Source organism: Enterococcus sp. S22(2020) (genome assembly GCF_020295385.1).
GTDB lineage: Bacteria > Bacillota > Bacilli > Lactobacillales > Enterococcaceae > Enterococcus_L > Enterococcus_L dunnyi.
Genome location: NZ_JACFUD010000002.1, coordinates 325,198 through 351,465 on the forward strand (window position 1 = coordinate 325,198; position 26,268 = coordinate 351,465).

Consider the following 26,268-nt stretch of genomic DNA (forward strand, 5'->3'; position numbering starts at 1 on the left):
CCACAATGCCAGCTCTACGCCGTTGAGTCTAGCTCTGTTTAGAGCTAGTGGATTGAAATAATAGACATTGGTTCAATGAGGGATACGCTCGATGTCTAGCTCTGTTTAGAGCTAGTGGATTGAAATTCGTATAGGTTTAGCTACTCTAGTAAACACTTGGTCTAGCTCTGTTTAGAGCTAGTGGATTGAAATATTCAGATGGAACAGACGGAATCAGTCATACTTTAGCGTCTAGCTCTGTTTAGAGCTAGTGGATTGAAATATTTCTTTCTATTGATATAGTAGTATCTACGTCGTCTAGCTCTGTTTAGAGCTAGTGGATTGAAATAACTAGTTAATGAAACGATGTCATTTAAAAGTAAGTCTAGCTCTGTTTAGAGCTAGTGGATTGAAATATTACAACAAAAATCATGTCGATTGCTCAAATTTTGTCTAGCTCTGTTTAGAGCTAGTGGATTGAAATAAGACCAACACCACAATCACAAATCTTACAAACGGTCTAGCTCTGTTTAGAGCTAGTGGATTGAAATAAATGATCGATGTTGTCAAAATTGATTCTACCGGTAGTCTAGCTCTGTTTAGAGCTAGTGGATTGAAATCAATCAATTTCAGGAGATTCAAGATGCTGCTGTCGGGTCTAGCTCTGTTTAGAGCTAGTGGATTGAAATAAGATGAGATAGAAGCAAAAAAAGAAAAGTATTGTCTAGCTCTGTTTAGAGCTAGACGTTCATTCCTAAATTCCTTTATAAAAACTCGAAGTCCAGTAGGTCATGATTGACCTTACTTTCACTCCATACTACAAATCTAAGAAGGGAAAATAATAGAGGGTAAAGTCATCGACGGAGGACTTTACCCTCTATTATTAGTATGTTGTATTGAATATTTCTAATCAAATTCATAGAAAAAATAGGAATAACTTGTTGTGGATAAGAACAATGGTATACTGCTAATGAGGTGAAATTCATGATCATCAGAGAAATTCTAGAAAAAGACGACAAAGCAATCGAACAAATCATAAAAGAAACACTTGAATCTTTTGACCTAGCTATCGAGGGAACGGCATACTTTGATCGTGAACTAAGACATTTAAGTCACTATTATGCGCGTCAGCCGCATGCTGCTTATTGGGTAGCCGAAAAAGATGGAAAAATATTGGGCGGCTGTGGTATCGCTCCTTTTAACGTTGATGAGAGGATCTGTGAGCTTCAAAAGCTTTATTTGATACCAGAAGCTCAAGGGCAGGGGATCGCGAAAGCATTGATGAAAACAGCATTGAGTTATGCAAAAGAATATTATGATCACTGTTATCTAGAAACCATGATAAAAATGGATAAGGCGAATGGATTATATCGTTCATTTGGATTCCAGAAACTAGACAAACCATTAAGTGGTTCTGTTCATAGTGTTATGGATGTTTGGTATATGAAAAAACTGCAGGAGGAATCTAATGAAGAGAATATCTAATAAAGAATTAAAGGAATTGATCCAACTTACAACAAATCAGCCGATATCAATTATCGATGTCCGTGAGGAAGAAGAATTTACAGAAGATCATATCGCGATCGCCAAAAATTTTCCGCTGTCAACATTACCGGAAACAATGGCTGAAATCAATCGAGAACAACCACATTATGTTATTTGTCAGCATGGTGTCCGTTCAAAGCATGCTTGTTCATTTCTTGAAAATTATGGATATAATGTTGTTTCAGTTTCAGAAGGTATGTCTGTTTGGAATGGAGAAACAAGCGTATAAGAAGCAATGAAGTGTGAAACAAGAACAGATCAAAAAGCATTTGTATGTTCTTGTATAAGGATTTCTTGAAAAGAAGAGTCCAGATAAATGGCGAGACAAAAGCTGCTCTGAGAAATAAGAAGAGCTGCTTTTGTCTCGTTCTTTTATTTGGTGACGTCTTCTCCAAACCATTTTGTAGAAATTTTTGCAAGTTCGCCTGATTTTTTTAACTCTTCAAAGGCGGTATTGATTTTTTTAGCAAGTATCTGATCTGATTTTCTCAAACCAACTGCAAAAGCCTCACTTTCATAATCACCACTGATAATTGAATAATCTGCTAAGTTATCCTCGTGAGAAAGATAATAGTTAGCGTATACTCGATCGATCAGAAGTCCATCGATCCGTCCAGATTTCAAATCCATAAACGCTTCATTGAAACCATCATATAAAATTGCCGTTTGATCTTTGACCTTATCTTTTAAGATTTTTGGCTGTTCTTCAAAGCTATGATAACCAGAAGAGCCATTTTGAGCACCTAAGATTTTTCCTTCCATGTCAGCAAAGCTATTGATTTGATTCTTCTTCAATGAAACAACGACTTGTTCATTTTTCATATATTCATCACTGAACAGGACTTTTTCTTCCCGTTCGGCACTTTTAGAATAGCCATTCCAAATCAGATCGATTGTTTGATTCTGTAGTTCGTTTTCCTTCATGGACCAGTCGATCGGTTGGAAATCAACTTCAATACCGTATTGATCAAATACAGCTCTAGCTAAATCAACATCAAAACCAATGATTTTTCCAGCTTTATTTTGAAATCCCATTGGAACAAAAGAATCATCCAATCCGACGATCACTCGTTTTTCACGATTGATGCGAGACCACTGATCAACATCAGTTTTTTTTCTGCCACAGCCGGAAATCATCAGAATAAAAAGTATAGCAATGGTCATTATAGTAAACAGTCTTTTTTTCTTCATAGTAGTTCTCCTTTCTACTGAACAGGTGTGACTTTCAGTAGATTATCTGCAATATTTTCAGCAAATGTCATATCGTGGGTAACGACGATTTGTGTCATTCCTTGCTCTTTTAGTGTTAAGATGACCTCTTCTACTTGTTGTCGCAACTCAGGATCAAGTGCACTTGTTGGTTCATCGTAGCCTAATATCTTTGGTTTCATTGCTAACGCTCGGGCAAGTGCAACGCGCTGCTTTTGACCGCCAGATAATTGATAAGGGTACAAGTCTTCTTTGCCGCTTAAGCCAAATTTTGTCAATAGTTCCATAGCTTCTGCGCTACTTGCTTCTTTCGTTTGTTTTAATGAAAGTATTGGTGCCAAAGTGATATTCTCTAAGACAGAAAGATGGGGAAATAATTGGAAATCCTGAAAAACGATGCCGACAACTTGATCTGCATTATCCATCGCAACAGGATCAAAAGCTGTACCATCTATGACCAATTCACCAGAATCGATTGATTCCAAGCCGGCTAAACAGCGTAACAACGTTGTTTTCCCGCCGCCGGAAGGACCGACGATCGTTAAAATCTCACCATCTTTGATTTCTAAATTCAATTGATCGATGATCTTACGACCATCAAAACTTTTCGTTAAATTTTTAATAAGTAGCATAGAAATTCCTCCTTGATTTAAAAGCGGAACAAATCGCTTAATCCTGTAGAAAATTAGGAAATTGACTTTGAGACGCTTTTTGTCTCACTGGCAATTTATCTATTTTCCCAAGGATTGATTTGTGCAGCTGGATAAAGATAAAAGCGGAATGAGTCCGCTTAGTCTCGACTAGAAAATAGGAAAACATGACTGAGACGTTCTTTGTCTCATTCAGGTTTTATCTTTTTTTTGAGAGACTGACTCATGTAGCTGGATAACAATAAAAGCGGAACAGGCTTGCCCAGCTCTGACAGAAAAATAGGAAATATTGATTGAGATGCTCTTTATCTCACTCAATATTCATCTTTTTTCCGAAGAGCTAGCCTGTGCAGCTGGATAATACAAATGATCGACACTTTCTTTGAAAGTCTTGTACTGTTCATCATCAACTCAACTATTTTCGTTGTGATTCTCAGCAAAAGCGGAACAAGCCGCTAAGCCTTGATAAATAATAAGAACAGCCTACTCTATTTATAATACTGATAATGTTTTTCCAATTTTTTCGAAGCTAATGTTAAAACAGCTGTCAACAAAAGATAGATGATTCCAACTAGAACTAAAGGCAGTAAGCTGACATCGCGGCTCATCGCGATTTTTCCGGCCCGCAGTAGATCACCTAAACCAAGAACGTAGATCAATGAAGTATCCTTGACCAAATTGATGACTTCATTACCAATAGAAGGTAAGACGACTTTAACTACCTGAGGCAAAATGATTTTGGTAACGGTCTGAAATTTAGTTAAACGAAGGACCTTGGCTGCTTCATATTGTCCTTCTGGAATCGACTGGATTCCTCCACGAAATATTTCAGCAAAGTAAGCAGCATAATTCAAAATAAAGGCAAATAAGGCTGCGTCATATCGTTCAAAAACGATTCCGATCAAAGGAAGCCCATAAAAAACGAAAATCAATTGTAACAGCAAAGGAGTTCCCCGCATCAACCAAATATAAATATTGATCAACCATTGCAGTGGCTTAAAGTTCGTTTGTAAGGCAAAAGCAACTAGGATACCTAAAGGGATCGATCCTAGTAAAGTGAAAATGAAAACCTTCAATGTCATTACTGCGCCATCCAATAAGGCTGGCATGATTTCTAAAATATACTCCATAATAACTCCTCCATTTTTTGACTATATAATAAGTAAAACAAAAAAATCCTCTTGGTAAAAAGTACCAAGAGGACGAAAATACGTGGTTCCACCTCAATTTATCAATATCTCACAATATTGACCTCATGGAGTTTTATGCTGTTTAAAAACTCTTTTCTGATAACGGAGAATACCGCAGTTTCTTACTGACTTCAGAAACTGACAAATCAGATGTGTTCGTCAACGGTTTCCAGTTTCTTCTTTCAGCAAATGAAGAAATCTCTGTCAGGAAATGATCGAGGAGTACTTGTTCTGATCCTATGTTTTGATTTTATTCATTGTGTTCTTGTTTATTGACCGTTTACTTAAAAAATAAAAAGTCCTTTGGCATCAATGCCAAAGGACGTAAAATCGTGGTTCCACCTTTTTTTATTATCGTCTCACAACGATAACCTCAAGAAGTCAATGACTTCAATGCTGTAACGGGCATACCCGAACTTTCCTACTTGTTGTTCAAAAAGTTAACTCCCAGATGTGGTTCGCTTTATCTTCCTGTCTTTTTCCACCAGCCAAAGACTCTCTTGAATGAACTAATAAAGGTACTCTTCTGTTCTTTGTTTTTTATAACTTTACCACCAGCCGGCAAGATTGTCAACAACATATTGTTTAGAAAATTCTGAAAATGAGTGAACTAGGCATAAAAATTAACGAAAAGCGTAAAGTGAGGTACACTATAGTAGACACTTTCTATCAAAAAGTAAGTGAATCGTGATAGTTAAAAACTATCGCCCCTGTGCAATTCCTACTATCCTTTCCTATATGTATCTGATACACTTATGTACAATTATTAATGGAAATGATAGAGAGGTGAGGCAGGGTGAAAAGAGCGATCATAGGAATTGCGGCAAATGAAATGACTGATGCAGGAGCGACATTGTATCACTTGCCGATCAGCTATACACCTCAGGGATATGTGAAAGCGGTACAAAATGCTGGTGGACTACCGCTTTTGTTACCAGTTGGTGCTCCTGATCTAGCGAAAGAGTATATTAGTCAAATAGATAAACTGATCCTAGCTGGTGGACAAAATGTATCACCTAAGCTTTATGGAGAGAGTGTTCAGTTCAAAGAGGCGGGGCTTTCTGATGAAAGAGATCAATTTGAACTAGCCTTGATCGAAGAAGCACTTAGACAAAAAAAGCCGATTTTTGCAGTTTGCCGCGGCCTGCAGCTGATGAATGTCGCGTTAGGTGGAAGTTTGTATCAAGATATCAGTCACGTATCAGATAAAAAAATCGCTCACATGCAGGTACCGGTGGCAAGGCAAATACCGACCCATCGCATCCAAACGAAAGAACGCAGTATTTTACGTAAAATCTATGGTGAAGAAACAACAGTCAATTCCTTTCATTTTCAAGCGGTAAAAAAAATAGCTGATCCGTTAAAAGTTACAGCACTTAGTGAAGACGGTATTGTTGAAGGTGTTGAAAGTAAAGATCCGAGCTTTGCTTTTTTGGGTGTTCAGTGGCATCCAGATTTTGCCTATGATCATTTAGAACAAGAAATGGCTGTTTTTCGATATGTAGTAAAAAAATTATAAAAATAGAGGAGGATTTGAATAATGAAGAAAAAGTTAGGCGTCGTTGTGTTGTTGGCTGCCTTGATGCTGACAGCCTGTGGTGGGAATAATGGAGCAACAGACTCATCTGGAAAAAAAGAAGCAGGTAATACAGAACAAGTGATCCAAGTAGCATCTGGTGGCGAACTATCTACTTTGGATAGTGCGCATTATACAGATGTGTATAGTTCTGATATGATCGGACAAGTAGTTGAAGGGCTTTATAGAATGGATAAAAATGATGATCCAGAACTTGCTGTGGCTGCAAGTGAGCCTAAAGTGAGCGATGATGGGTTGGTTTATACATTCAAACTCAAAGAAACCAAATGGAGTAATGGAGATCCAGTTGTTGCTGGAGATTTTGTCTCTGCTTTTAAAAACGTTGTAGATCCAAGCTTTGGTTCAAGCAGCAGTAATCAGATGGATATCTTCAAAAATGGTCGAAAAATCCGTGAAGGTCAGGCATCTGTTGATGAGCTTGGTGTAAAAGCAGTCGATGATCAGACCTTGGAAATGACATTAGAGTACCCGATCCCTTATTTGTCTCAAGTATTGGTTGGCACACCTTTTATGCCAAAAAATGAAAAATTTGTCAAAGAAAAAGGCGATGCTTATGGTACATCAGCAGATAATTTTGTTGGAAATGGTCCGTTCGTAATTTCAGGCTGGGATGGCAACACAGAAACCTGGAAATTAACCAAAAACAAAGATTACTGGGATCAAGAAAATGTCAAACTTGATACGATCAACGTTCAAGTCGTCAAAGAAATCGGTACAGGGACAAATCTGTTTGACGCAGGTGATTTAGACTATACTGTTTTAGCAGACACTTATGCTTTACAATACAAAGACTCACCGCAAGCCAACTTTGTTCCAAAGGCGATGGTCGGCTATTTAAGTCCAAACCATAAACGAGAAGTAACGGGCAATGTCAATGCCCGTAAAGCAATTTTGCAAGCGATCGATAAGGAAACATTTGCTAAGGATATTTTAGGCGATGGATCGACTGCTATCAATGGTTTTGTACCAAAAGATTTTGCGAAAGATCCTGAAACGGGAGAAGATTTCCGTAAAGAAAATGGGGACTTTTTAGCTTATGATGTCAAAGCTGCACAAAAAAGCTGGGAAACTGCTAAAAAAGAACTAGGTAAAGATCAAATCGAATTGGAATTACTTTCCGCAGATTCCGCACTTGCAAAGAAAACGATCGAATATGTTCAAGGACAACTGCAACAAAATCTACCAGGACTAAAAATCACATTGAAATCAGTTCCTTTACAAAATCGTTTAGACTTACAAACAGCGAGCAATTTCGATTTAGTTTTTGGTACATGGACACCAGATTATGCAGATCCAATCAACTTTTTAGAATTCTATGATTCGAAGAGTGGACTAAATACAGCTGGTTATGATAATCCAGAGTATGATAAAGGCTTAAATGACGCTAGAATCACTTTAGCGAATGAACCAGAAAAACGTTGGGATAAATTAAAAGAGTTAGAAGAAACCTTGATCGAAAAAGATGCAGCTGTGTTACCGCTATATCAAGGTGCGATTGGTTATCTGAAAGCAGATAAATTGAAAGATCTTCAAGTATTTCCTTTTGGAAGAACCGTTTCTTATCGTTTAGCGTACGTTGAATAAATGAAAAGTTGAGATGAGTCCATGACAAAGCTAGAGAATAGTTTTGTCATGGACTCATTTTCGCTTTTTTATAGCCTGTGAAAAGAGTGCTGAAAAAGGATTTGTGCGTATCTTTTGTAATTGTTGAAAGATGCGTTTACCATAAAACATAAGGAATTAGGAAAAAACTTTTGCAAAAGTAAACACAACGACGGAGGGAAAAGCGATGCGGCTACTAAAAGGAATCATCTCACTATTATTGATAGCAGGTATATTTGGAATCGTTGGTCTATATTCCCAGATTGTCGATCTAGGCGTTGTGAGCACCTTCTTCCAAAATTTATTGCTTCAGTCTGATTGGCTTGTGTATTTTTATCAGGGACTATTATTTGTTCTATTGGTTTTTACAGGACTGATTTTTTTACTGATCGTATTCAAACCAGTAACTAAGAAGGTCATACACATTCCTAAAACGATGGGGCAAATCGATTTACCAGTGCAAACGTTGGAAGCGATCGCCCGTTCTTCAGTAAAAGAGATCGTTAAGACTGATACGGTCCAAGTGAAAATTAAGTTGTCCAAAGCGGAAATGGCAAATATTGATGTGATTCTATCTGATCTTGAACAGGAAGCATTTTTGAGCAAGAGTAAACAAATTCGAGAAAAATTGATACTGTCTTTTAAGCAAATGGCAAACATCGAAGTCAACAAAACAAGGATCGTCTTTAAAAAACAAAAGAATGATTCTACAGTTGTCGACAATAAAAAAGGTACACGTGTAATCTAAAGGAGAGAAGATCATGAAAAAATTGCTTGCACTAGCACCCTATCGTAATCAATTGTTTTTTACAGGTCTTTTCTTGGTGATCGCTGTTTTATTCATGACGATCGGTTTTTGGAAAACGCTCGTGCTATTCTTTTTTACAGGAATCGGCTTATTGATTGGAACGATGCAAGATGAAAAACGCTCTATCTCCTCAATTTTAGCAACGATCCAAGCTTTTTTTGAGAGGTAAAAATAGATGATAAAGAAAGGTTGAGTACAAAATGGATAACAAAGCAAATGAAAGCACCACAGAAGTAATCAATGAGAATGGCATCAAAACAAAATTGACATTCGACGATCAGGTTGTGAAAAAAATCGCTGGTATTGCTGTTTCAGAAATTCCTGGAATTTTGGGCTTGAGCGGAAATGCCATTTCAAACTTAACTGACAGATTTACAAACGGCAACAACCCGACGAAAGGAATCAATGCTGAGGTTGGAACCAAACAAGTAGCGATCGATTTAGATGTTATTGGTGAATATGGTAAAAATATCGCCGAAGTCTTTGATACTGCAACTAAAAAAGTAGCAGATGAAGTAAAAAACATGACTGGTTTAGATGTGATCGAATTCAATATGAATGTTGATGATGTCATGACGAAAGAACAGTACAAGGAAAAATTTGAAGGCAAGAAAAAAGAACCAGCAGAAGAAAATAATCAAAGTGAAACGAATTCACGTACGTTAGCATAAAGTGAACGAAGGAGGAGAAGCTAAATGTTAAGCTTTATTTGGTCATTGATCGTCGGTGGTGTACTAGGTGCGATCGCCGGAGCGATTTTAGGTAGAGATGTCCCAGGCGGTGTCATTGGAAACATCATCGTCGGTTTTATCGGAAGCTGGGTAGGAACGAAACTATTAGGTAGCTTCGGCCCCGTTATTGGCGGATTCCCAATCATCTCAGCATTGATTGGTGCCGTCATCTGTATTGCGATATATTCATTTATTGTAAAACGAATGGCGTAAAAAAGAGACGACCAGGTGAGCAGTAGTTGCTAATCTGGTCGTCTTTTTTTAGGTGTTTATTCAAGCATTTCCGCAGGCAGCAGGATCGTTTCTTTATTCCCATCATCAAAAGCGAAGACTTGTGAGGGATATTCATCGGAGTAAGGAAAAGGTAAGTCAATGGCCATTTGGACATCACTGATTTCCTGTGAAAAATGAATCGTCACTTTTCCATCATTATCGATCAAATCAAAGTACAACATGTTGGTTAGCGGCACGAGACCTTTCAAATCGATATCGATGATCAACCAAATACTATCGATCAAAGCACCAGGTAAACGCTCGACCACCCCTAAAGAAGCATAACGTCTGCGTTGTTTATCAAAAGTTTCAACCATCTATTTGACCTCCTTTAACGATCTAATACAAACAGTATACCTTATTTCAGAAAAACAAGCTTCCGGAAAGTTTGCTAAAAAAAGCAACTATCATGCTCGAAATTGACGAAAACAGTTTTGTTCCATCATTTATTTCTTAATAAACGGTACCCGAAAGCCAGATACTTCAGAAAAATCGCAAAAAAGGGCGGAACAAAAACCAAAACTCAGTTTTGTCCCGCTCTCTAAACTCAAATAGATGATAGAATCAGATGTTACTCATCAGAGTTCAGCAACTCTGTTCTATTGATTATTCTTCTTTTTCACCGATCACAGTAGGTTCTGCTGCTTCTTCTGGAGTTTCTTCTTCAGCTGCTTGAGCTTCTACCACAGCTGCAATTTGTTCTTCTGCTTCCGTGATGATGTCGTAATCATTATTCTTAGGTAGATCAGCAACGGTAATTGCGTCACCGATCGCTAAGTCTGTGATGTCGACTTCAACACGTTCTGGTAATTTATCTGGAGTTGCTGAAACAAGAACGTTATACAGGTTTTGTGCTAAAACACCGCCTGATTTAACGCCGGCAGATTCGCCGACTAAAACTATTTCAGCTTCAACTTCTGTAGCTTCTTTCATATTTACAGCCAAAAATTCAACGTGTTTCATTTGGCCTGTAAAGGTATCTAATTGGGCTTTATACATCAATGTATTGATTTTTTTGCCCCCGACAGTCATTGTGATCACGGCATTGACACCATTATCACGCAAAATTTTGGTCAATTCTTTTTCTTCAACGGAAATAGGAGTACTTTCGATCTCATATCCATAAACGACGGCAGGAACTTGACCAGAGTGACGTAGTTGATTTCTTAGTGAACGTGGACGGACAGCTCTTTCTTTAACTTCTAATGATACTGACATAACCTAAATTCCTCCTTAAATTTAAAAGCTTAACGAGATGGACTCGCAAAGCTAGATAAACCAAGTGAATTCATAGTTGGTTATCTGCAAAACGCAACATGATGGAATATAAATGTCTTGCTGACGCAGGTGTAAACATGTAAAGCTTAAAACGTAGCTAAGGTTTTCTGTTCATCTATGAAACGAACAAGCAGCTTCTACAAAACGTACCGCAAAAACAAAAAATCCCGAATAATTGTGCACAATCATCCAGGGAAAATTCCATATGATACCTTATTCTCTCCCAGGTCATTACGCTGTTTTTGAGAAACCTTATTCACTTTCTATATCAACCATAACCCTAATCTAAAGTTAAGTCAAGGGAAGCGAAAAAACATTATCCTTTTCAAACGAGCTTGTGTATACTAAACTATTAAGGGAAATGAGGAAAATAAATGCGTTTAGATAAGCTATTAGAGCAGGAAAAAATAGGCTCCAAAAGAAAAGTCAAAGCCTTGATCAAAAGTAAGCAGGTTTGTGTAGATGGACGAACGATCCTAGATGAGAGTCTGAATGTAGATGCTTCATTGCAGGAAGTCGTCGTGGGCGGTCGTAAGATAGAAAATCAGACCCACGTTTATTATATGCTGAATAAACCTCAGGGAATCGTCACAGCCGTAAAGGATGCTAAGCATCAAACCGTGATCGATTTGATCAAGCCAAATGATCAAAGAAACGGATTATATCCAGTAGGTAGACTAGATCGTGATACAGAAGGGCTGTTGCTTATTACAGATAATGGTCAATTAGGGTATCAGTTGCTGCTGCCTCATAAAAAAGTATTGAAACGCTATGAAGTCGTCGTAAATGAGCCATTGACGAAAGCTGATCAGGTTGCCTTTGAAAAAGGAATCGTATTTTCTGACGGAGAAATATGTAAAGCTGCTGAATTAATAATATTGACTTCCACAATAAATGAAAGTCGAGCCTATCTGGATATCACAGAGGGAAAATTTCATCAGGTCAAGAAGATGTTTTTGTCTGTCGGGAAAAAAGTGACGTATTTAAAACGTATTACAATGGGACCGTTAGTCCTTGATGATACATTAGCATTAGGACAATATCGCCCGTTGAACCAACAGGAGCTTACGAGCCTACTTCCTTATTTCACTATTCATAAAAAAGAAAAGAGTCTAGAAAATGAAATTTAAAACACTACTATTTGATGTTGATGATACGCTATTAGATTTTAAGTTGACAGAGAAAAAAGCACTGCATGCTCTATTTCAAGAAGAAGAAATTCCTTTGACAGAAGAAATCGAAACAACCTATAAAAAAATCAATCATCGACTTTGGCGAGAATTTGAACAAGGTAAAACGGATAAAAAAACAGTGATAGATACTCGTTTTAGTCTATTATTTGAGCAATATGGGAAAAAAGTCGATGGGAAACAGATGGGTGAAAAATATCGCTATCATTTGAGTCAAGGACATGATTTATTAGGAAATAGTAAAGAGATCATTTCTCGCTTAAGACCAGATTATGAATTATATATCGTAACAAATGGTGTTGCTAAAACCCAATATCAACGACTAAAAGATTCACAGATGACCCCTTTTTTCGATGATATTTTTGTGTCAGAAGAAGTAGGGTATCAAAAGCCGATGAAAGAATATTTTGATTATGTATTTGATCGAATTCCAAACTTTGATCGGGAAAAGACAATGATCATTGGAGATTCTCTGGCCTCTGATATTCAAGGAGGAAACAAAGCAGATATCCAAACGCTTTGGCTCAATCCAGAGAAACAGGCAACAGATGGCGTGATCCAGCCAACATATGAGATCAGTAAGCTGGATGATATCTTCACGATTTTAGCGGATTAAAATGAATGTACAGTAAACAAAAGTGTAGAACAAGACCTAAATCTAGGTCTTGTTCTACACTTTTCGTATTGTTCCGATCTAAACAACTGCTATCGCATTTCTTTATTTAAACATCGATGCTCAAACGTACCATGTCTTTTAAAACTAGTTTATTTTCTAAAATTTCCTCCTCATAATGTCGTATAAAAAAATCTCGGTCGATACCAGTCATGCGAAAGCCGCATTTTTGATAAAGATACAATTGGCCAAAACTTGTACTGCCAGTACCGATCTCAACTGTTTTATACGAATGCTCTTTTGCTTGAGTAAGGGCAAAGGAAATCAACTGTTCACCGATTCCTTGACCTTGAAATTGTTCTAAAACAGCAATGTTTACGATCTCCAATGTTTCTGGTCTTGTGGGAAGCAAAACGACAATGCCAGTGACGTGACCATCGTCTAATGATTCAAAACAAAAGCTGCGTTTGATGTATTCTTCGACTAATTCTTTATTTGGATCAGCAGATAGAAGTAATTCTAAGTGAGTAGGGATAAATGTTTCCACTTTTCTTATAAGCATGGTTTCCTCCTTTTTAGAAGCTGATTTGTTTTCAATTAAAATGATTTTATCAAAAAATGTACATAAAATTGTGGTAATCTCTCTTGTTTCTATTATAATAGATAAAGGTTATTATGACTATTACGTTAAGAGAGAGGTTTCGCTGAATGAAAAATAATCAACCAATCGTGATTGGTGTAACTGGTGGATCTGGTAGTGGAAAAACCAGCGTGAGCCGAGCAATTTTTAATCATTTCCCGAATCATTCGATTATGATGTTGGAGCAGGATTCTTATTATAAAGATCAGAGCCATTTAAGTTTTGAAGAAAGACTGACGACCAATTATGATCATCCTTTTGCGTTTGATACAGATTTACTGATTGAACATTTAAAACAATTGATCGCCTATCAAACCATTGAAAAACCTGTGTATGATTATGTTGCGCATACAAGAAGCTCGGATGTTTTGATTCAGGAACCAAAAGAAGTGATTATTTTAGAAGGGATTCTGATTTTGGAAGACCAACGTTTGAGAGAGCTGATGGATATCAAATTGTACGTGGATACAGACGATGATATTCGAATCATTCGCAGAATCAAGCGTGATATGGAAGAACGGGGCAGAACACTGGACTCCGTTATTGAACAATACTTGACCGTCGTCAAACCAATGTATCATCAATTTATTGAACCGACGAAACGCTATGCAGATGTCATTGTGCCGGAAGGCGGAGAAAATCATGTAGCGATCGATTTGATCACTACGAAAGTTGCAAGTATTTTAAACGAAATCTAGAATAGAGTTGATAAAAAACACAAGTAAAAACGCTTGAGAAAATCGAGTGCTTCTACTTGTGTTTTTGTTATTTTACAAAAACTTCAAAAAAGGAACATAGACAAAGCGTTCCAGCTTATAGTATCGTATGAGGTATCTATCAGCATGTAAAAGAAAAGTTGGAAAGGGTGATTGAATGCGTGTCTTGGTCATTGAGGATAATCGTGAGTTAGCTTTCTCTGTACAAAAAGGATTAGAGCGAGAAAAATTTTTAGTAGATCTGGCTTTTACTGGTCTAGAAGGAGAAGAAAAGGCTTATGTAAATACATACGATGCTATTTTGTTAGATTTAAATTTACCAGATAAAGATGGATTGGCAATCTTACATTTTTTGAGAGAAAAGGCCGTCGATAGTCCAATCATTATTATTACTGCAAGGGATGAAATAGAGGAACGAGCGAAAGGTCTTGATTTTGGCGCAGATGACTATTTAGTAAAACCCTTTGAGTTGCTTGAATTGACTGCGCGGATTCGGGCAGTTGTACGAAGATTCCATGGACGGGCAACACCGCAAATCAAGATCAATGAATTGATGATAGATCCTGTTAAACGGTGTGCAAGTTATGGGATGCACGAAATTGCTTTAAAACCGAAAGAATTCGATATTCTTTTATGCATTGCACAAAAGCATCCGGCTGTTGTTTCAACAGAGGAGATTGCTGAACACGTTTATGATGAAAATTTTAACCCTTTTTCTTCTGTCTTGAGGGTCCATATGGCTAGACTAAAAAAGCAGCTTGCCCAAGCTTCAGGAAAAGACTTGCTTAAAACAATTCGTGCGAAAGGATATCAATTATGCGAGTAACATTCAAAATCGGTTTAACGATCATTACCTTTGCTTTTTTTATTATTTTAATTATCAGCGGCGGCTTTTTTGCGCTTAAAACCAACTGGCAGTCACTTAACATTGGGGAGTCGATCGGTTCGGCAGTTTATGTTGTAAAAACAAATCAACTGACAGATTTTCAACCAGCTGAGAGCATCGAATTTGCAGCTGAAGAGATGGTAAGTACAGAAACATTGGATGAAATATACATGAATTCGTTTTTGAAGTATTTACCTTTGATTATTTTACTCGTTTCATGTGCATTACTGCTTTTAACGATAACCTTATGGGTGGTTTTACGGCGGATCTATACAAAACAAATGGTCCGGATCATTCATGATCTACAGTTTTTAGAAAAATTTAATGAAAAAAATGTTGAAGATAAAGCTGTTGCTCACGCTTTTAAACAATTGAAAGACAAACTTGATGGGAATTTGGATGATTACAAACGGCTGAGCAGCTATTTAACGCATGAACAAAAAAATGCGATCGCGATTTTAAGAGCGAATTTGGAGTTAGAGGCAAATGAATCTGGAAATCTGTCTATTTTAGATCGTCTGACGGACAGTATCGACGATGTGTTGACCTTGTCCAACAATGTGGAAGAGTCTTCAAGTGAACAGGTAGATGTATCGCTGATTTGCGCAGAGGTCTGTGATGCTTATCAAAAAAGTTATCCTACACTATCATTTACGTTTGAAGAAGCTGAATCAACATTTATCTTAGGGAAAAACCGCTGGATCTACAGAGCTGTTTCAAATTTAGTAGATAATGCTATCAAATATGGAGAAGGCAAACCAATTGATGTTGTCGTTAGTTGTAAAAAAGGGAGCGTCATAGTCAAAATCAAAGATCGAGGCAAGGGAATCGAACTTGAGCGACAACATACGATTTTTACTCATCGTTTTCGAATCAATGCTTTAAAACAGGATGGCTATGGAATCGGCTTATCAGTTGTTTCGCATGTATGTAAGTTATGTCAGGGATTTGTTTATGTGGATAGTAAAAAAGATGAGGGCTCTACTTTTTATCTGTCATTTCCGCAAATTTCTCAAAGTTAACATTCAGTTAACAATCGATTTGTTATAGTAGGTTCAAGAAAGGAGTGGAGCAGGAAGATGCTCGTCTTAAAACATGCGCTTTTAAATGTAAAAAGACATTGCTGGCAGCACATGTTGATTGGAAGTTTATTGCTGTTTTTAATTTTTATAGCTTTATCAGCGGGACTCATTTTTACTTCAACCAAGAAATTTGCAGAAGGATACGCACAGCATTTTACACCAATCGTAACGATTTTGCTGACAGATTTAAATGCAGCGCATGAAGAAAAACTAACAAAAGAGGAATATCTTAAATTAGGTCAATCAGATTCTATCGATCAAACAAAGGTTGTCGGGAATATACAAGTCTCCTTCGAACACTTAAAACCCCTTGATGAAAAAGGGCAACTCCAAATGGAAACTTTTGATAGTGCTGCAAATCAAATGACACAGGAAGTCATGGGGATCATGCAGGGCTTGGATAAAGAAGGACTTGTACAGGAACTTTTTCAGCGTAATCAGGAAGTCTTCACTGGAACAGTGAATCTTGGCTTGAATGAATGCTTGATCAGTCATGACTTGGCTGAATTAAATGATCTACAGGTTGGTGATACGATTCAGATATCGACGACGGTTGATGGTCAGAAAGAAAAGAAGCGATTGACTATCGCAGGGACTTACCGGTCAAAAAAGAGAGCTGGGACAACAACGACTTCTGGATGGGGGATATTTCAAGAAAATGATATTTTTACCAACTGGGATACCGTTGAAGGGATGAAAAACTTCCAACAATTAGGCTATATCACAGCTTCCTATAAGTTTAAAGATGTAAAAAGCAGTCAAACATTCTTGAAAAAAATGAAAAGTATGGATAGTCTGAAAAATTACTATGTCATGACCAACGATACAAATAAAAAGTTGTTGCTAAGTCCAGTAAACAGCATGAAGATTTTGTCGGGGAGTCTATTTTTAGGTAGTTTGATTTTTGGAGTAGTAGGACTTGCGTTATTTTCAGCTAGTCGGTTCAAACAGTCACAAACAGAAATCTATTTATTAAAAAATGCTGGTATTGCAAATAAAGAATTGATAGTGAGTAGGTTTGTTGAATTGCTTTTCGTGGCAGCGATGAGTATTGTGGTAAGTTTTGGATCAGTTATCTTTGCGGTTCAAACGATTGCGGATTGGCAGTTGAATAGTCAAAAAAATATGATTGGAGATTTTGAACAGATTTCAAATGCGATGAACAATGAATCTTTGACGTCCATCAACTCAGTTCCAATTGAGATCAATGGGAGCGCTCTCCTACTGCTTTTAGTGATCACCAGTCTATTCATCATAAGCATTATTTTGATCGACAGCTATAAGATCGTTAAATTTGACCCAATAGAGTTTTTGTTAGAAAGGAATTTAGACGAGTGACGATTCTCTCTCTTAAAAATATAGTTTATACACATAAAAAAAGTAAAGTGACAATGTTAAAAGGGATCACAGTGGATTTTTCAGCAGGAAAAGTTTATGGAATTTTAGGGGAAAATAATGCTGAAAAGACAACTTTACTTGCTCTTTTAGCAGGATTCGGCAAAATTTCTGACGGTGATATTCTGTTTAAAAATCAGAATTTTCAAAAAATAGACCGAGATCGTTACCGTAGAAAAGAAGTCGGCACAGTTTTTCAGCAATATAATCTACTTTCTGATGCGAGTGCACTAACGATGTTCAAGCTGCTGTCCTGGAGGCAAGGAAATGATACAGAACAGTTTCTTAAACGGCTAAAAGAAGTGGGTATAAATGAGAAACAAGCAAGTAAAAAAATCAAAAAACTGTCTGCCGCAGATCAGCAAAGAGTATCTTTAGCAAAAGCTACGTTGAATGATCCCGAAATCATTCTATTAGATGCTCCGGAAAAGACGCTAAGTGAGCTTTCTCTAGAGGCGATCATGACTTATTTATGTGTATATGCAAAAAATGAAAACAAGTGCATCATCATTGGTTCGCAATCGCAAAAAATTGCAGCTTATGTAGATGAATTATGGGGGCTGAATGGTGGGAAGCTATCATTTATCAGGGACAATACGGAAATTGACGGGATGTAAAAGGACCCCTTTCTTCCCAGATCAATAAAGAGATTGTACGATGGGAAGGAAAAATGTATGAATTATTGGAATCGGGCATTATGTAGTGTAACAAGAAGAAAAGGAAAATCGATTATTCTATTTGCTGTTATTTTCATTTTAGGAAATATCATTGCGGGATCTATTGCGATCCAGCAATCTTCGGCAAATGTAGAAAAGAAAATCAAAAATGATCTAGGTGCAATGGTCACAGTCGAATTGGACTTTGACAAAATGATGGAAGAAGGACAGTCGTTTTCTCCAGGTACATTAAAAGAAGAAACCATTAAACAATTAGGAAAATCAACATACGTCAAGGATTTTGATTACAATGTGAAAACGACGTTGTTCGTAAAAAAAATCAAAACCTATGAACAGGAAAATTCTGGTGCAGTCAGTAATATGCCGAATATGCTGAATCTTAAAGGGACGAATTTATTAGAGCCATTGGATTTTAAAGATAAGAATGTGAACTTGGTTGAAGGTAGAACCTTTAAACAAGACGAAATCAACAATGGAAAAGATGTTGCAATTATTTCAAAGAAAGTCGCAGAAGAAAATGGATTTAATGTCGGTGATAAAGTAGTTTTAGATAGCTCTATAATTGATCATAAGGCTGACGGGTCAACGGAAGAGGTCGGAAGTCAAGATCATCCAGTTGAGATCATTGGTATTTTTGAACCTGCCAGTGTGGAAAAGAAAAAGTCAGATGACAAAGAGAAGCAAGGAATCAATGAGCAATTTTTAGAAACAGAACAATTCAATACAGTATATATGCCAAATGATGCAGTAAAAGCAATCAGTAAAGTTGAATTTGACAAAGGGAAAGAGTTATTGCCGGATCGTTATAAAAATACAGATGGCTCAGAGGCGACATTTGAAGATACTATTCAAATCACGCCTACGTATAACTTAAAATCTCCGGAAGATGTAGAAGCCTTTAAAGAAGAAGCTAAAGCGAGTATTCCTGAGGGCTACAAATTGAATGCCTCAACAGATCAATATGATCAAGTTGGCGGTACGGTCAAAAAGATGTCGCAAATTTCCGGCTACGTGGTTGTTTTAGCGATCGGTGCGACGTTATTGATCATTTCTTTAGTGGTCATTCTATTTTTACGTGATCGTAAACATGAGCTTGGTATTTATCTTTCTTTAGGAGAAAGTAGAATGAAGGTGATGCAGCAGATTTTGATCGAATTATTGCTGATCAGTCTCGTTGCAATGTGTTTGTCCTTAGTAACAGGGAATTTTCTTGGAAAAATGGTTTCAGAATCTTTAGTTGCCAGTGATGCTTTTTCACAAACTGAAAGTACAAGTACGAATGGTATGATGATGATGGGCGGAACGACTAACATGCCGAATTTAACAAGTGAAGAAGTGACAGGAGCTTATGAAGTGAGATTTTCTTTTAGCTACATCATAACATTTTTGATTGCCGGATTAAGTACAGTTTTATTCTCTGCTGTTTTACCTTTGACGTATGTTTTAAGGCTGAATCCAAAGAAAATCATGATGTAGGAGGAAATCGGAATGACAATTTTACAAGCAAAAAACGTGAGCTATTTTTATCAGGACGGGGACAAACGTCGGATGATTTTACAGGATACATCGATCAATTTTGAGCAGGGACAATTTTACACCATCTTAGGGCAATCAGGGTCGGGAAAGACGACCTTTCTTTCTTTGATCAGTGCATTAGATGAACCTAAATCGGGTGAAGTGCTGTATAAAGGGCAAAATATCAAGGAAATCGGTTTGGAAAAATACCGCAGAGATGACATTAGTATCATCTTTCAAAGCTACAATTTAGTGCCGTATCTGACTGCTTTAGAAAATGTCTTAGTTGCTATGTCGATCACAGATAATGATATGCCGAAGGATGATCGTGAGGTCGCGTATAATTTATTGGATTATATTGGGATCAATAAAAGTAAAGCGGATCGTTTAGTGGGACAGCTGTCAGGTGGAGAGCAGCAACGTGTGGCGATTGCCAGAGCTTTAGCGACAAATGTCGATATTATTCTTGCAGATGAACCTACCGGAAATTTGGATGAGGGAATGGAGCAGGAAATTGTCGATATTTTCAAAGATCTAGCTGAAACACATAATAAATGTGTGATCGTTGTTACCCACTCGAATGAAATTGCGAATCAATCAGATAAAACTTATTTTCTAAAGCAAGGTGAGTTGATGTTGAATGAGTGATTTTTTATCAAATTTCAATAAAGATAGCTATAAGGAAACTAAAGAGAAGAAGCAACAGACAAAACAAGAAGAACGACTGCAAAAGCAAGAACCGCTGCCGCGTAACTTGGTAGATAAGCCCGCAGAAACATTTGTGGAGCCAGACAATGATTTTCAAGCGGCCGATGAGATCATTCCAACCATGAGCAGAAGCCAAGTGGATTCTGAAACGCAGATCGATCCAACGTATCATCAAAAACGCAAAAAAAAGTTTATACTGATTGGAATCAGTGTAATCATTTTGTTAGGCGTTGTCTATTTCACTTATTATCAAATGACGCATGTTAAAGTACCAGATTTTTCTGGGGAAGACTTAGCTGAAGCACGAACATGGGCAACTGAAAATAAGGTAAAGATCAATGTTGAACAGAAATACGATAAGAATGTCGAGACGAATAAAGTGATTACACAAAAATCAAAAAAAGGTAGCAAAATCAAAAAAGGCTCTGAGCTAAAAGTCACAGCTAGTTTAGGTGCAGATCCGGAAGAAAAATTGACATTACCTGATTTTATGACGATGAAAAAATCAGAAGCAGAGCAATGGATCAAAAAGAACCATACAGATAATATTTCTCTGATCGACGAATACAATGAGACGTTGGAAAAAGGCAAATCGATTCGTTTTGAAATCGTCAATAAAGAAGTCAAGAAGGAAAACTATAAACGTAAAGATAAAGCGAATATGTATTATTCAAAAGGCAAAGAAACGTTTGAAAAGAATATTTCTGTTCCTGATTTCACCAAGAAGACGAAAGCAGAAGTTGAGAGCTGGGCGAAGACCAATGAAATCAAGGTGACATACGAGGAGGCTAGTTCAGCAGAAATACCGGCGGAAAGTATTATCTCACAAAGTATTGCCAAAGATCAGAAGATAGCTAAAAAAGACAGCATGACTGTCACAGTTTCTTTAGGTAAAGGATATGTGGTACCGAATTTTTCTGAATATACACAGGAAGAAGCTGGTTCTGCTGTAGAAGGCTTGACTGTCAAGGCGAAAACGATTTTTACCGCGAATGTTCCTTATGGTCAACTGATTTCCCAAAGTGTTGAAGCTGGAACAACGTTGACTAGTAAAGATGATTTAAAGGTGGATGTGTATTACTCAGCAGGGCAGCCTTACTTGAAAGATTTGAGGAACAATACGGTCGAAGGAGATCTACAAAAATATTTCTATGAAGAATTTCAATCTAAAGGAGCGAATATTCGATATACTGTGAGATATGTAGATTCTGCTGAACCTAAAGGAACAGTTGTTGGGATGAGCGCGTATAATCAGTATGTTCCTTTGGAATATACTGTTGGACTTGATATTAGTTTAGGTAATTTGGCTGGAGCAGCTACTCCTAAAGCGAATAACTCATCTGGTGGAGCAGATTCTGAACCTGATGAAGAAAAGGAAGAACGCTGAGCGGTGAATAAAAGCGATTGAAAAAAATTGAGATAGAAGATCGAATGATTAAGTTTTTACGAGATTGGGACAGAAGTGTTCAGTTTCGGAAATCAAGAAATAAGAAAGCTTTCCATCTGTTTCCATCGTTTATCTGTTTTTGAAGTGACTGGGTTATAACTCTTCGAGTTATAACCCAGTCACTCTTTTTTTATTAGAATTTAATGAGGAGAAAATATCATCTTTTTTTATGATTAATAAAAACAAATTATTTTGTATTATTTGCATATGAAAATCATTTATATGAAATCAAAATGAAAATGTAACAGTTGATATCTATAATATTTAAACGTTATTTTTTATTTATATAAATTCATGTATATAATATATAAATTCATGTATATAAAAGGAAGTTTCTCTTTTTTAGAGAAAATCATTTTTTTATGAACGGAATGTCTTTTTTATATTCGATTTTATTTATAGTCCGTTAAGTATATTTGAATAAAATATCTTTTTGGAAGAACATCTATCTGAAAGGTTTTTCTCATCAAATTTTCCTTTTATAGAGATTATCAAAGTTTTTAGTAAATAGCATAAAATATTGAAAAATTCCAATGTAAAAGCATGATATAATTTACAAAAATAGTGTTTTGTGAATAAGGGGTGATAAATTACGATGATACGAAGAGGAGAAATATTTTATGCGAATCTCTCACCTGTGATTGGTTCAGAGCAAGGCGGGATAAGACCTGTATTGATTATCCAAAATAATAAGGGGAATCTATTTAGTCCGACATTGATTGTTGCTCCGATCACGAGGAATGTGAATAAGAAAATGCAGCCGACACAGGTGAAAGTAGATATTCCGCATGAAGATCGGATGACACCGTCTTTGGTGTTACTAGAGCAAATCCGAACGCTGGATAAAGAACGAATTTTGCATAAAATTTGTCAGTTACAGGATGATGATATGCTGAAGGTCGATCAGGCGTTGAAAATCAGTATTGGTATTCGTTAAGTAAAAGTGATACATAAGTAAGTTGTACATAGGCATTTTTTATTTGCAGATAAGCGATATTGGGGAAACTGTTGGGGAAATCTGTAACGATGCTTTAAATTGTTAACAATCGATCGGCTGGAAGACATTCACTATCTGTACTTCCAGTTTTTTTGTAAGTGATAAAATAGAGTTTTTTTGAAATTATAGTGAATAATAGCTATAGTAGAGAAAAGGAGTTGAGATGAATGAGACCGATTCGTTATGGGATTTTAAGTACAGCTCAAATTGTGCCTCGTTTTGTTCAGGGAATCAGAAAAAGCCATCAAGGTGAAGCAACTGCGATTGCTTCAAGATCTTTGGCAAAAGCAAAAAAAATGGCAACAGACTTAGCTATTCCAAAAGCTTATGGAAGTTATGAAGAATTGTATCAGGATCAAGAGATCGATATTATTTATGTAGCAACCTATAATAAAGGTCATTATGAAAGTGCAAAACAAGCATTGCTGCATGGTAAGCACGTGCTGGTGGAGAAACCTTTTACGCTTGGTAGTAAGCAGGCAGCAGAACTTTTTGAGTTAGCAGAAAAGAATGGTTGTTTTTTGATGGAAGCTCAAAAAGCAGTATTTCTACCTGTCACTATGCAAGTCAAAGAGGCAATCGAGCAGCAGAAAATTGGACGTATTCAGCTATTACAGTCTGTAACGACCTATCTGAGTGTCGATCATATTTCATGGTTCCATTCTTTGACAGCAGGTGGCGGAGCGCTACATGGCTCAGGCAGTTACCCGATCCAGTATATGCAGTTTTTATTGGGACAAAAGATTACGGAGTATTATGGAAACGCAACTGCTGAAAAAGGCCAAACAGATGATCAAGCAAATTTGAGCTTAAAATTTCAAAACCAAGTATTAGGGAATATTTTTATTTCTGTTAAAGTAGATATTCCGAGCAAAATGACGATTTATGGTGAAAAAGGCAGAATCGAAATTCCTGAGTTTTGGAAAGCACGTGAGGCGATGATTTATTACAATAATGGCAAACAGGAAAAGTTAACTGCTGATTTTGAAAGCGAATTTGAATTTGAGATCGATCATGTGAATAGCTGTTTGAACCAAGGGATGATTGAAAGTCCGATAATGACGAAGGAAATGACCCTTCAGACAGTTACTTTAGTAGATGATCTGTATACGCAATGGTTAAAAGAAGGTCAGGTTGGCTGAAGAATCTCTGTTGCGTTTAAAGAGTATTTATGTTAAAGTAGCTTCATGCGACGAGTTGACTCAATCAGACAGCTTCGCTGTTCCGTTTTGACGGCTAGTGATTGACCAATCCACAGAGGCACATATGTTTAATCATACCTACCGGATGTAGGCGTGTCGGATAAATATTTTTGTGGAGAAGATTTTATCTATTTATGTTTATAAATACTGTGTAAAAAGAAGACTTTGGTCTTCTTTTTTTTATGATCTAATTTGTGCAAAAAAAGAGTATTGCACTTGTTGGTGCAAGGGGGATTTAATAAAAGCTATTATCTGTTGCACTAAATGAAAAAGCCTATGAAACTTGAATTTCTGAGTAGAATACTTTGGTTTACTGAGGTAAAATAACAAATAGAATAAGTTGATTTTTTTTAATAAATAAGAATATTAAGAAAGTTGCACTTGTGTAAGTGCAACTTTTTTGTGTTGTTTGGCAATAAAAATCAAGCTATAGTTCAATTGTAAGGGAAAGAAAGTTGGTGAGCGGTGTGTCTCTGCACTTATCAAAACGCGAAATAAAAATTTTACTGATGCTTTTAGACTTAGAAGAGAGTGTGACGACAAAAGAATTAGCAGATACCTTTCAAGTCAGTGTACGGTCGATCAAATATGATTTAGACAATGTTCGTGAGTGGTTTAAAGAGCAAAAGGTTGAACTACATACGCGTCGTAACAAAGGGATTTGGTTAGATATTCCAGATTCAGAACGTTTAACGTTGAAAAATGAAATCATTGAGGTCGAACGTTTTGAGACTTATCCAGACCAAGAATTAAGAATCAATCAATTGATTTTTCGCTTATTATTAGCACCCACACATCTGACATCTCAACAATTGTCAGAGGAGATTCAGGTGAGTCGAAATACGATCATTAGTGATTTAGATCGTGTAGAAGAATTGGTTCTTTCATACGGGCTTGTACTGAATAGGCAAAGCCGTCAAGGGTTTTCGATTGTCGGAGATGAAAGTAAGATTCGTTTGTTGATGGAATACATCACACAAAAAGAGATAACAGAATATGACATTTATCAAATCATGAGCTATTTTGTTCAATCTGGTCAGCAAAAAAAGATGCAGGAAGTTCATGTAGGTGTTCATACGATTTTTCAAAGCATCTACCAAGTCGCTTTGAAAGAAATGACGAATCTGATCGATCCTTCTTTATTCGATCAATTCAATTATGCTGAAATTCTTTCAATTACATTGCGAGTCGCAATCGCAGCATCACGTATGCAGCTGCATCATACAGTGGGTGGCTACAAATTGCTCACGAATCAAAAGGTGTTACAGCAAAAACAAGAGTTGCCGTTTTTACTGATGAAAAAAGTGTTTGATCATTATGAATTACCGTTGTTGGCAGATGAATATTTTTATGTTTACAGTGACGTTTTTGTAGCAAATAATCGGCAAGATATTGTTGGTTTGACTGAGGAATTGATCAAAGATGTGTCAGAAGAAGTCAATTTTCCTTTTTACCGAGATCAGCAGTTGTTCACAAACCTTTTTGCACATTTGTCCTTACGCTTAACGAAAAAGCACCTCTACATCAATGAGTACAATCCTTTTGTTGATGACATCAAGGCTAAGTATCCGCAGCTGTTTTCAGCGATCCAACTTGCAAGTCAAAGTGACATTGTCGGTTCGGCATTACTGATCAATGACTCGTTTATCGCATACATTGCGCTGCATTTTTTAGTAGCATATGAAAAAAATCAGCATGAAATCAATGTTGTCCGAATTGTCTATGTCTGTTCAACAGGTCTTGGTGTGACAAGCTTGATCGAACAAAAAATACTAGAAGAAGTGGCGAATGTCGAAATCGCTGGGTTTGCTTCTGTTTTGAATGCTGTAGACGTGATCGAGGAAAAGAATCCGGATCTCGTTTTAAGTATTTTCCCAATCGAGATCATGAATCGTCCTTTTATCAAAGTCAATCCATTACCGACAGAGGCGGATATCCACAGCATTCAAGAGGAAGTCAATAAAATATTGACACAGACAAAATCTGGAAAAGTTCCTCGTTTGATCCCACGTCATCAAGTGAAAGAAAAACAGGGAATAGAAGCAGAAAGCAGAGATATTTTAGTGCGGATATATGTCATTTATGAAGAATTGCTCAAAGCTTTTGCTGAAAAGCTGACTTGTGAATATAGAGAAGCATTTTTACTTCATGTGATGTTGATGGTCCATCGTATTACCTTTGATAGTCAGTACGAGAATGAAGGGAATATAGTGAAAGAAACATTGTTGGCACAGCAGGAATTAGTCGGAAAAATCGAACAAATTTTTGCTAAAAACGATTTAATGGTTAATCAAGCAGAAATCACTGCTTTATTGAATTATATACGAGAGGAGTAGCA

Annotated in this window: 27 protein-coding genes, 1 CRISPR repeat array and 2 other annotated features (1 of these 30 only partly in view); of the genes, 21 read left to right on the forward strand and 6 right to left on the reverse strand. The window is 36.8% G+C overall.

Annotated features, from left to right (window positions below):
- Nucleotides 1-668: a CRISPR direct-repeat array (repeat unit 33 nt; unit sequence GTCTAGCTCTGTTTAGAGCTAGTGGATTGAAAT); it begins 175 nt to the left of the window's first position.
- A 295-nt stretch (nucleotides 669-963) separates the two neighbouring features.
- The gene (locus H3T55_RS04410; protein WP_225533516.1) at nucleotides 964-1,464 is read left to right on the forward strand and encodes a GNAT family N-acetyltransferase; all 501 of its coding nucleotides are present in this window, start codon (nucleotides 964-966) and stop codon (nucleotides 1,462-1,464) included.
- Nucleotides 1,448-1,753, forward strand: a complete 306-nt coding sequence (locus tag H3T55_RS04415; RefSeq protein ID WP_225533517.1) for a rhodanese-like domain-containing protein — start codon at nucleotides 1,448-1,450, stop codon at nucleotides 1,751-1,753. Before H3T55_RS04410 ends, H3T55_RS04415 begins: the two co-directional genes overlap by 17 nt.
- 143 nt (nucleotides 1,754-1,896) lie before the next feature.
- Here H3T55_RS04415 and H3T55_RS04420 read toward each other — a convergent pair whose 3' ends face one another.
- From H3T55_RS04420 to H3T55_RS04430, 3 genes are all read right to left on the reverse strand, one after another.
- Nucleotides 1,897-2,715 (reverse strand): amino acid ABC transporter substrate-binding protein, encoded by an 819-nt coding sequence (locus H3T55_RS04420; protein WP_225533518.1) that lies wholly within the window; start codon nucleotides 2,713-2,715, stop codon nucleotides 1,897-1,899.
- Nucleotides 2,716-2,729: 14 nt separating this feature from the next.
- Nucleotides 2,730-3,365 (reverse strand): amino acid ABC transporter ATP-binding protein, encoded by a 636-nt coding sequence (locus H3T55_RS04425; protein WP_225533519.1) that lies wholly within the window; start codon nucleotides 3,363-3,365, stop codon nucleotides 2,730-2,732.
- Between the two features lie 506 nt (nucleotides 3,366-3,871).
- On the reverse strand, nucleotides 3,872-4,513 hold the full coding sequence (locus H3T55_RS04430; RefSeq protein ID WP_087640827.1) for an amino acid ABC transporter permease: 642 nt from the start codon (nucleotides 4,511-4,513) through the stop codon (nucleotides 3,872-3,874).
- Nucleotides 4,514-4,578: 65 nt separating this feature from the next.
- Nucleotides 4,579-4,821, reverse strand: a binding site (T-box leader).
- A gap of 67 nt (nucleotides 4,822-4,888) precedes the next feature.
- Nucleotides 4,889-5,116, reverse strand: a binding site (T-box leader).
- A 253-nt stretch (nucleotides 5,117-5,369) separates the two neighbouring features.
- On the opposite strand from H3T55_RS04430, the gene H3T55_RS04435 reads away from it, so the two are divergent.
- The 6 genes from H3T55_RS04435 (at nucleotide 5,370) to H3T55_RS04460 (ending at nucleotide 9,524) form a co-directional block, all read left to right on the forward strand.
- Nucleotides 5,370-6,092: a gamma-glutamyl-gamma-aminobutyrate hydrolase family protein gene (locus H3T55_RS04435; protein ID WP_225533520.1), complete on the forward strand. Its 723-nt coding sequence runs from the start codon at nucleotides 5,370-5,372 to the stop codon at nucleotides 6,090-6,092.
- 21 nt (nucleotides 6,093-6,113) lie between these two features.
- The gene (locus H3T55_RS04440; RefSeq protein WP_087640829.1) at nucleotides 6,114-7,754 is read left to right on the forward strand and encodes a peptide ABC transporter substrate-binding protein; all 1,641 of its coding nucleotides are present in this window, start codon (nucleotides 6,114-6,116) and stop codon (nucleotides 7,752-7,754) included.
- Between the two features lie 205 nt (nucleotides 7,755-7,959).
- Nucleotides 7,960-8,520 carry an alkaline shock response membrane anchor protein AmaP gene (gene amaP, locus H3T55_RS04445; RefSeq protein ID WP_225533521.1) on the forward strand — a complete coding sequence of 187 codons (561 nt, stop codon included), beginning with the start codon at nucleotides 7,960-7,962 and terminating at the stop codon, nucleotides 8,518-8,520.
- Between the two features lie 13 nt (nucleotides 8,521-8,533).
- Nucleotides 8,534-8,749: a DUF2273 domain-containing protein gene (locus H3T55_RS04450; RefSeq protein ID WP_087640831.1), complete on the forward strand. Its 216-nt coding sequence runs from the start codon at nucleotides 8,534-8,536 to the stop codon at nucleotides 8,747-8,749.
- A gap of 31 nt (nucleotides 8,750-8,780) precedes the next feature.
- A complete protein-coding gene (locus H3T55_RS04455; RefSeq protein WP_087640832.1) occupies nucleotides 8,781-9,251 on the forward strand; it encodes an Asp23/Gls24 family envelope stress response protein in 471 nt (156 codons plus the stop codon).
- A 24-nt stretch (nucleotides 9,252-9,275) separates the two neighbouring features.
- Nucleotides 9,276-9,524, forward strand: a complete 249-nt coding sequence (locus tag H3T55_RS04460) for a GlsB/YeaQ/YmgE family stress response membrane protein (RefSeq protein WP_087640833.1) — start codon at nucleotides 9,276-9,278, stop codon at nucleotides 9,522-9,524.
- A gap of 56 nt (nucleotides 9,525-9,580) precedes the next feature.
- Here H3T55_RS04460 and H3T55_RS04465 read toward each other — a convergent pair whose 3' ends face one another.
- A complete protein-coding gene (locus tag H3T55_RS04465; RefSeq protein WP_087640834.1) occupies nucleotides 9,581-9,901 on the reverse strand; it encodes a DUF960 domain-containing protein in 321 nt (106 codons plus the stop codon).
- A gap of 289 nt (nucleotides 9,902-10,190) precedes the next feature.
- A complete protein-coding gene (locus H3T55_RS04470) occupies nucleotides 10,191-10,802 on the reverse strand; it encodes a 50S ribosomal protein L25/general stress protein Ctc (RefSeq protein WP_225533522.1) in 612 nt (203 codons plus the stop codon).
- Nucleotides 10,803-11,236: 434 nt separating this feature from the next.
- Here H3T55_RS04470 and H3T55_RS04475 point away from each other — a divergent pair, with 434 nt between their 5' ends.
- Entirely contained in the window at nucleotides 11,237-11,992 is a 756-nt protein-coding gene (locus tag H3T55_RS04475; protein ID WP_225533523.1) for a 16S rRNA pseudouridine(516) synthase, read from the forward strand.
- Nucleotides 11,982-12,668 carry a YjjG family noncanonical pyrimidine nucleotidase gene (locus tag H3T55_RS04480; RefSeq protein ID WP_225533524.1) on the forward strand — a complete coding sequence of 229 codons (687 nt, stop codon included), beginning with the start codon at nucleotides 11,982-11,984 and terminating at the stop codon, nucleotides 12,666-12,668. Before H3T55_RS04475 ends, H3T55_RS04480 begins: the two co-directional genes overlap by 11 nt.
- Nucleotides 12,669-12,774: 106 nt before the next feature.
- On the opposite strand, the gene H3T55_RS04485 is transcribed toward H3T55_RS04480, so the two are convergent.
- Entirely contained in the window at nucleotides 12,775-13,227 is a 453-nt protein-coding gene (locus H3T55_RS04485; protein ID WP_225533525.1) for a GNAT family N-acetyltransferase, read from the reverse strand.
- 146 nt (nucleotides 13,228-13,373) lie between these two features.
- Between H3T55_RS04485 and udk the strand changes: the two genes are divergently transcribed.
- The 11 genes from udk (at nucleotide 13,374) to H3T55_RS04540 (ending at nucleotide 26,266) form a co-directional block, all read left to right on the forward strand.
- Entirely contained in the window at nucleotides 13,374-14,003 is a 630-nt protein-coding gene (gene udk / locus H3T55_RS04490) for a uridine kinase (protein ID WP_087640839.1), read from the forward strand.
- 175 nt (nucleotides 14,004-14,178) lie between these two features.
- Nucleotides 14,179-14,847 (forward strand): response regulator transcription factor, encoded by a 669-nt coding sequence (locus tag H3T55_RS04495; protein ID WP_225533526.1) that lies wholly within the window; start codon nucleotides 14,179-14,181, stop codon nucleotides 14,845-14,847.
- Nucleotides 14,838-15,929 carry a sensor histidine kinase gene (locus H3T55_RS04500; protein ID WP_225533527.1) on the forward strand — a complete coding sequence of 364 codons (1,092 nt, stop codon included), beginning with the start codon at nucleotides 14,838-14,840 and terminating at the stop codon, nucleotides 15,927-15,929. Before H3T55_RS04495 ends, H3T55_RS04500 begins: the two co-directional genes overlap by 10 nt.
- A gap of 57 nt (nucleotides 15,930-15,986) precedes the next feature.
- Nucleotides 15,987-17,327, forward strand: a complete 1,341-nt coding sequence (locus H3T55_RS04505) for an ABC transporter permease (RefSeq protein ID WP_225533528.1) — start codon at nucleotides 15,987-15,989, stop codon at nucleotides 17,325-17,327.
- A 53-nt stretch (nucleotides 17,328-17,380) separates the two neighbouring features.
- Nucleotides 17,381-18,001 (forward strand): ATP-binding cassette domain-containing protein, encoded by a 621-nt coding sequence (locus H3T55_RS04510; RefSeq protein WP_225533529.1) that lies wholly within the window; start codon nucleotides 17,381-17,383, stop codon nucleotides 17,999-18,001.
- 57 nt (nucleotides 18,002-18,058) lie between these two features.
- Nucleotides 18,059-19,537: an ABC transporter permease gene (locus H3T55_RS04515; protein WP_225533530.1), complete on the forward strand. Its 1,479-nt coding sequence runs from the start codon at nucleotides 18,059-18,061 to the stop codon at nucleotides 19,535-19,537.
- A gap of 12 nt (nucleotides 19,538-19,549) precedes the next feature.
- Nucleotides 19,550-20,224: an ABC transporter ATP-binding protein gene (locus tag H3T55_RS04520; RefSeq protein WP_225533531.1), complete on the forward strand. Its 675-nt coding sequence runs from the start codon at nucleotides 19,550-19,552 to the stop codon at nucleotides 20,222-20,224.
- On the forward strand, nucleotides 20,217-21,671 hold the full coding sequence (locus tag H3T55_RS04525; protein ID WP_225533532.1) for a PASTA domain-containing protein: 1,455 nt from the start codon (nucleotides 20,217-20,219) through the stop codon (nucleotides 21,669-21,671). The genes H3T55_RS04520 and H3T55_RS04525 overlap by 8 nt, the downstream gene beginning before the upstream one ends.
- Nucleotides 21,672-22,326: 655 nt before the next feature.
- The gene (locus H3T55_RS04530) at nucleotides 22,327-22,668 is read left to right on the forward strand and encodes a type II toxin-antitoxin system PemK/MazF family toxin (RefSeq protein ID WP_087640846.1); all 342 of its coding nucleotides are present in this window, start codon (nucleotides 22,327-22,329) and stop codon (nucleotides 22,666-22,668) included.
- A 227-nt stretch (nucleotides 22,669-22,895) separates the two neighbouring features.
- The gene (locus H3T55_RS04535) at nucleotides 22,896-23,870 is read left to right on the forward strand and encodes a Gfo/Idh/MocA family protein (RefSeq protein WP_225533533.1); all 975 of its coding nucleotides are present in this window, start codon (nucleotides 22,896-22,898) and stop codon (nucleotides 23,868-23,870) included.
- 527 nt (nucleotides 23,871-24,397) lie between these two features.
- Entirely contained in the window at nucleotides 24,398-26,266 is a 1,869-nt protein-coding gene (locus tag H3T55_RS04540) for a BglG family transcription antiterminator (RefSeq protein ID WP_225533711.1), read from the forward strand.
- The last annotated feature ends 2 nt before the right edge of the window (nucleotides 26,267-26,268 follow it).